Here is a 6,414-nt window from a genome sequence, read left to right on the forward strand (position 1 = left end):
CCTTCAGTGGTTGTGCGCTGTGCGGGGTGCGGTTGGGGGTGCGGTTGGGGGTGCGCTGTGTCGGGTGCAGTGGAGCGGTCAGACCCGCGTCGCCTCGGGCAACGGGGTGAAGCAGGCCGTGGAGTCGAACCAGCCGTGGGCGGGGTTGTCGATCGAGCCGTCCCAGTGGACGCCGGTCTCGAGCGGGCTGAGGTGGCGGAACGTGCCCGCGTGGAACAGCAGCGGGTCGCGGCCGGGGATCTCCACCGACTCGACCTCGCCGATGACGATCAGGTGGTCGCCGCCGTCGTACGTGCGCCAGGCCCGGCACGAGATCGTCGTGGCGGTGCCCTCCAGCACGGGTGCGGTCGGGCCCTCGACCCAGGCCGGCGCGTCGGCGGCCGGGCGGCCGGCGAAGTGCCAGGCCACGTCGAGCTGGTCGGCGGCGAGGACGTTGATCGCGAACGGCTTGTCCGAGAGGTACTCGCAGGCCTTCGAGTTGCGCCCGAGCGTGACCTGGGCCAGCGGCGGGTCGAGCGAGACCGCGGTGAAGGCGTTGACAGTGGCCCCGTGCGGTTCGCCGTCCCCGTTGGTGCACGTGACGACCGTGACGCCGGTCGCGAACTGTCCGAAGGCATCCCTGAGCTGACGGGGATCCATCTCGTTCACCTCCAGTGGTGTACGCTGTGCGTACGACTTGCACGCTTTGCGTTCACTAGACAGTGGCTCACGTCACAGTGCTACGTCAACGGGTGGAACCACCCGTTGCGATACCCATTTGGGCAGGATTGGGAGGCTGCACCTATGAATCAGCCGGACGAGGCGGGAACCGACCGCGATTTCATCCAGAGCATCGAGCGCGGCTTCACGGTCCTGCTCGCCTTCGACGAGGACGCACCGACCCCCTCGGCGACCGAGATCGCCGACCGGACCGGTCTGTCACGCCCGGCCGTACGCCGGATCCTGCTGACCCTGCAACGCCTCGGCTACGTACGCGGCTTGGGGAGCCGGTGGACGTTGACCCCGCGCGTCCTGATGATCGGGGCGCACTTCGCCGCGACGCACGACATCGTGAAGGTCGCCCAGCCGCACCTGCAGCGGTTGACCGAGCTGACCCACGAGTCCTCCTCGTTGAGCCAGCTCGACGGCACCTCGGCGGTGTGCGTCGGACGGGTGCACGTGCACCGGATCATGGGCCTGAACGTCGAGATCGGCACCCGCCTGCCCCTGCACGCCACCTCGATGGGCCGCGTACTGCTGGCCTGGGCCGACCCGTCCGTCGTCGGCGAGGCGGTCGAGGGCCAGCGCCTGGAGGCACTGACGCCGCACACGGTCACCGACCCCGTCGAGTTCCGCGACGTGCTTCACGACGTGCGCACGAAGGGCTACGCGGTGGTCGACAGCGAGCTCGAGATCGGGTTCCTGTCGGCGGCGGTGCCACTGCGCGCACCCACGGGCGAGGTCGTGGCCGCCCTGGCCTACTCCACCTCGCGGGTGCGACACACGGCGGCCGAGGTGGAGTCGGAAGCGGTTCCGCACCTCATCGAGATCGCCGCGGCGATCGAGTCCGACTACGCCGCCGCGGGCGACGTACGGAACCGGCTCACCTCCGGCCGGCGGGACGGGTTCTTCTAGGTGGACTTCGGGTCGTCGGCCAGGGAGATGCGCAGCTGCTCCAGCACCCGGTCGACGGCCGGCGTACGACGCTCGGGGTGCCAGCCGATCGCCAGCTCCACCGTGGCGTTGTCGGTCAGCGGCCGGAACGTGACGCCCGACAGCTGCAGCGCACTCACCGACTCCGGCACCAGCGCCACACCGAGACCTGCCGCCACGAAGACGACCAGGGTCGAGGTCTCGGCGACCTGCACGGCCTTGCGCGGGCTGAACCCGGCGCGCTGGCAGGCGGCCAGCACGGTGTCGTGCAGCACCGAGCGGTGCTCGGACGGATAGGTGACGAACGGTTCGTCGCGCAGGTCGCGCACCCGGACCGACTCGGCCTCGGCCAGCGGGTGGGTCGACGGCAGCGCGACGACCAACGGCTCGCGGCGTACGACGAACACCTCGATGTCCTCATGGGGCACGGGTGTGCGCATCAGCGCGATGTCGATCGTGCCGTCGCGCAGCGCGAGCACCTGGTCGGGCGTGAGCATCTCGCCCTTGACGTCGACCTCGATGTCGGGAAGGGCAGCGCGCAGGTCTCGCGCCAGCTGTGGCAGGAGCGAGTAGGTGGCCGAGCCGATGAAGCCGATCGAGACCCGGCCGACCTCACCGGCGTCCACACGCGCAGCCTCGACGCCGGCCTGGTCGACCGCGGCCAGGACGGCCCGCGTGCGTTCGAGGTAGCGGGCACCGGCCGGGGTCAACGCGACCTGGCGGGTGGTGCGGGTGAACAGTGCGACGCCGAGCTCGGCCTCGAGCTGGCGGATCTGTTGCGACAACGGCGGTTGGGCCATGTGCAGGCGTTCCGCGGCCCGGCCGAAGTGGAGCTCCTCGGCGACCGCGACGAAGTAGCGGAGATGACGCAGTTCCATATCCCCATCATATGAGTAGTTGCGGAATGGATATCCCCAACCTATGGAACTCGGGGCGTTGCCTTCCTAGATTGGGTACATGCCTGCATCAGCAACCGACATCGTCATCTGTGAACCCGTGCGCACGCCGGTCGGCGGATTCGGCGGAGCCTTCGCCGACGTCGACGTCAACGACCTCGCCGCCACCGTCCTGACCGAGCTCACTCGCCGCACCGGACTCGGCGAGGGCGACGTCGACGACGTCGTGCTCGGCCAGTGCTACCCGAACGGCGAGGCCCCGGCGCTCGGCCGGGTGGCCGCCCTCGACGCCGGACTCGGCACCGGCGTCCCGGGCCTGCAGATCGACCGGCGCTGCGGCTCCGGGCTGCAGGCCGTGCTGTACGCCGCGATGCAGGTCTCGACCGGTGCCGCGAACATCGTGGTGGCCGGCGGCGCTGAGTCGATGTCGCGCGCCGAGCACTACGCGCTCGGCCTGCGCCAGGGCGTCAAGGGCGACGGCGTCGAGCTGATGTCGCGCCTGGCCCGAGGGCGCGTCACCGCCGGCGGCAAGCTCCACCCCGTGCCCGGCGGCATGATCGAGACCGCCGAGAACGTACGCCGCGAGTACGGCATCACCCGTGAGGCCCAGGACGCACTGGCCGTCCGGTCGCAGCACAACTGGCGCGACGCCAACGAAGCCGGTCGGTTCAAGGACGAGATCGTCCCCGTCACGATCCCCGGCAAGCGGGGCAAGCCCGACACTGTCGTCGACGTCGACGACCACCCGCGCCCCGGCACGACCCTCGAGGCGCTGGCCGGCCTGCGCCCGATCATGGGCCGCACCGACGACGCGGCGACCGTCACTGCCGGCAACGCCAGCGGCCAGAACGACGGCGCCGCGATGTGCGTGGTGACCACCCGCGAGGAGGCCGACCGCCGCGGACTCGACGCGTTCGTCACGCTCCGCTCCTGGGCCGTTGCCGGAGTCGGCCCCGAGGTGATGGGCATGGGCCCCGTGCCCGCGACGGCCACCGCGCTGTCCCGCGCCGGCCTCACCCTGGCCGACCTCGACCTGATCGAGATCAACGAGGCCTTCGCCGCGCAGGTGCTCGGATGCCTGACAGAGATGGGAATCGACGCCGACGACCCGCGGCTCAACGTCAACGGCTCCGGCATCTCGCTAGGCCACCCGGTGGGCGCCACGGGGGCGCGCATCCTGGCCACACTCTCGCGCGAGATGCGCCGGCGCGAGTCGACGTACGGGCTCGAGACGATGTGCATCGGCGGCGGGCAGGGCCTGGCCGCGATCTTCGAGGCGGTCCGATGAGCCTCCACCACGAGATCACACCGGGCCCGACCGGCGCCCCGACCGTGGTCCTCTCCAACTCGCTCGGCGCCGACCTGCACATGTGGGACCGCACCATCGACGACCTGGCCGAGCACTTCACGGTGGTCCGCTACGACACCCGCGGCCACGGCAGGTCGCCGGTCGTCGAGGGCAGTGCGAGCCTCGACGACCTGGCCGACGACGTGATCGGCCTGCTCGACGAGCTCGACCTCGAGAAGGTCCACTTCGTCGGCCTCTCGCTCGGCGGGATGACCGGCATGCGCCTGGCCGTCCGCAACCCCGACCGCATCGACCGGCTCGTGGTGCTCTGCACCTCGGCGTACCTCGGCCCGGCCAGCAACTGGCTCGACCGTGCCGCGACCGTGCGCGCGAACGGCGCCTCCGCCGTGGCCGAGGCCGTCGTCGACCGGTGGTACTCCCCCGGCTTCCTGGCCTGCGAGACCGACCGCGTGGCCGCGGCCCGTGCGATGGTGTCGAGCGCGAGCGCCGAGGGGTACGCCGGGTGCTGCGAGGCGATCGCCGGCATGGACCTGCGTGACCAGCTGGTCTCGATCACCGCACCCACACTGGCGATTGCCGGCACCGACGACCCCGCCACGCCACCGCCCCACCTCAAGGCGATCGCCGAGACGGTGGTCGACGGCCGCGTGCTCGAGGTGGCCGACTCGGCCCACCTCGCCAACGACGAGCAGCCCGCCGTCGTCAACCCGGCGATCATCGCCCACCTGCAAGGAGAAGACTCATGAGCGTCCCGCTCGACAAGGTCGTCAGCTCGGCCGCCGAGGCGGTGGCCGACATCAAGTCCGGCAGCCAGATCGCCGTGGGCGGGTTCGGCCTGGCCGGCATCCCGTGGTTCCTGATCGAGGCCCTGCTCGAGCAGGGCGCCGACGAGCTCGAGATCGTCTCCAACAACTGCGGCGTCGACGGTGCCGGGCTCGGGCTGCTGCTCGAGGCCAGGCGGATCCGTCGCGTGATCGCGTCGTACGTCGGGGAGAACAAGGAGTTCGCCCGGCAGTACCTCTCCGGTGAGCTCGAGGTCGAGCTGACCCCGCAGGGAACCCTGGCCGAACGCATGCGCGCCGGTGGCGCCGGGATCGGGGCGTTCTTCACGCCGACCGGCGTCGGCACCGCGGTCGCCGAGGGCGGGCTGCCCTGGCGCTACCACCCCGACGGTTCGATCGCGATGGCGTCCTCGCCCAAGGAGGTGCGCTCCTTCCACGGCCGCGAGATGGTGCTCGAGGAGTCGATCGTCGCCGACGTCGCACTGGTGCGCTGCGCTGTGGCCGACCGTCACGGCAACCTGCGCTTCAACAAGTCCGCGCAGAACTTCAACCCGGCCGTCGCGATGAGCGGACGGCTCACCATCGTCGAGGCCGAGAGGGTCGTCGAGGCCGGCGAGATCGCACCGGACGACGTCCACGTGCCCGGCGTCTTCGTCGACCGGGTGGTCGAGCTGACCCCCGAGCAGGCCAGTCGCAAGCAGATCGAGAAGGCCACCACCACGCCGCGTCCGGAAGGCAACTGACATGACCGACACCTCCGTCAAGATCGGCTGGAGCCACGACGAGATGGCAGCGCGCGCCGCGGCCGAGCTCTCCGACGGCCAGTACGTCAACCTCGGCATCGGCATGCCCACGCTGATCCCGGGCCACCTGCCCGCGGACTCGTCGGTCGTGCTGCATGCCGAGAACGGCATCCTCGGCGTCGGCCCCTATCCCTACCCCGACGAGCTCGACCCCGACCTGATCAACGCCGGCAAGGAGACCGTCACGGTCAAGGCCGGTGCGTCGTTCTTCGACTCGCCGACCAGCTTCGCGATGATCCGCGGCGCCCACCTCGACGTCGCCGTGCTCGGCGGCATGCAGGTCTCGGTCACCGGCGACCTGGCCAACTGGATGGTGCCGGGCAAGATGGTCAAGGGCATGGGTGGCGCGATGGACCTGGTGCACGGCGCGAAGAAGGTGATCGTGCTGATGGACCACACCACGCGTGACGGGTCCTCTAAACTCCTGACCTCCTGCACGTTGCCGCTCACCGGCCGGGCCGTCGTACAACGCGTGATCACCGACCTGGGCGTCTTCGACGTCAACGTCGCCTCGTTCACCGTCGTCGAGCTGGCCCCGGGCGTGACGTTCGAGCAGGCGAAGGCCGCGACCGACGCCCCCCTGGTGGCCTGACCGCCGTACGCCGAACCGCCCCGGAAGGTTCTTCCGGGGCGGTTCGGTGATTTCGGGTCCGGCTGGTCACACGAGCGGGCCCGCGTGGGACCGTCCGACAGGTAAGCAGGCGGCGTCACCGGGACGATTCACGCTCAGTGCCGCCTGCGCCTGCCCCACTTACCTGTCCTACGGTCCGCCAGCGTGCGTGCCTGGCGAATCCAGAGCCGTCCGGTGCGTGCGATGGCAAGGCCGAGGAGGGAAGGCGGCCTTTTGAGCGGAGCGGCCGTCGACCGACGAGAACGCAGCCAGCGTGCGTGCCTGGCGACTCCAGAGCCGTCCGGCGCGTGCGATGGCGAGGCCGAGGAGGGAAAGCGGCCTTTTTGAGCGGAGCGGCCGTCGACCGACGAGAACGCCGCCA

General features: G+C 70.7%; 7 protein-coding genes. 5 read left to right on the top strand and 2 right to left on the bottom strand.

The genetic code is table 11. The features are described from left to right. Nucleotides 1-78: 78 nt before the first annotated feature. Nucleotides 79-639 carry a flavin reductase family protein gene (locus ASH02_RS20130; RefSeq protein WP_056682485.1) on the bottom strand — a complete coding sequence of 187 codons (561 nt, stop codon included), beginning with the start codon at nucleotides 637-639 and terminating at the stop codon, nucleotides 79-81. A 144-nt stretch (nucleotides 640-783) separates the two neighbouring features. Between ASH02_RS20130 and ASH02_RS20135 the strand changes: the two genes are divergently transcribed. After that, a complete protein-coding gene (locus tag ASH02_RS20135; RefSeq protein WP_056682488.1) occupies nucleotides 784-1,614 on the top strand; it encodes an IclR family transcriptional regulator domain-containing protein in 831 nt (276 codons plus the stop codon). On the opposite strand, the gene ASH02_RS20140 is transcribed toward ASH02_RS20135, so the two are convergent. Then, a complete protein-coding gene (locus tag ASH02_RS20140) occupies nucleotides 1,611-2,510 on the bottom strand; it encodes a LysR substrate-binding domain-containing protein (RefSeq protein ID WP_056682491.1) in 900 nt (299 codons plus the stop codon). The two genes, ASH02_RS20135 and ASH02_RS20140, sit on opposite strands and share 4 nt — an antisense overlap. Nucleotides 2,511-2,589: 79 nt before the next feature. Between ASH02_RS20140 and ASH02_RS20145 the strand changes: the two genes are divergently transcribed. Genes ASH02_RS20145 through ASH02_RS20160 form a run of 4 tightly spaced genes read left to right on the top strand, consistent with a single transcriptional unit; the run spans nucleotide 2,590 to nucleotide 6,014 of the window. Next, on the top strand, nucleotides 2,590-3,816 hold the full coding sequence (locus ASH02_RS20145; RefSeq protein WP_056682493.1) for an acetyl-CoA C-acetyltransferase: 1,227 nt from the start codon (nucleotides 2,590-2,592) through the stop codon (nucleotides 3,814-3,816). Next, a complete protein-coding gene (pcaD, locus tag ASH02_RS20150; protein ID WP_056682496.1) occupies nucleotides 3,813-4,583 on the top strand; it encodes a 3-oxoadipate enol-lactonase in 771 nt (256 codons plus the stop codon). Before ASH02_RS20145 ends, pcaD begins: the two co-directional genes overlap by 4 nt. Beyond that, nucleotides 4,580-5,362 carry a CoA transferase subunit A gene (locus ASH02_RS20155; RefSeq protein ID WP_056682499.1) on the top strand — a complete coding sequence of 261 codons (783 nt, stop codon included), beginning with the start codon at nucleotides 4,580-4,582 and terminating at the stop codon, nucleotides 5,360-5,362. Before pcaD ends, ASH02_RS20155 begins: the two co-directional genes overlap by 4 nt. A gap of 1 nt (nucleotide 5,363) precedes the next feature. After that, nucleotides 5,364-6,014, top strand: a complete 651-nt coding sequence (locus ASH02_RS20160) for a 3-oxoacid CoA-transferase subunit B (protein WP_321163511.1) — start codon at nucleotides 5,364-5,366, stop codon at nucleotides 6,012-6,014. Nucleotides 6,015-6,414 lie beyond the last annotated feature (400 nt).

It is taken from the genome of Nocardioides sp. Soil796 (genome assembly GCF_001429525.1).
Lineage (GTDB): Bacteria > Actinomycetota > Actinomycetes > Propionibacteriales > Nocardioidaceae > Nocardioides.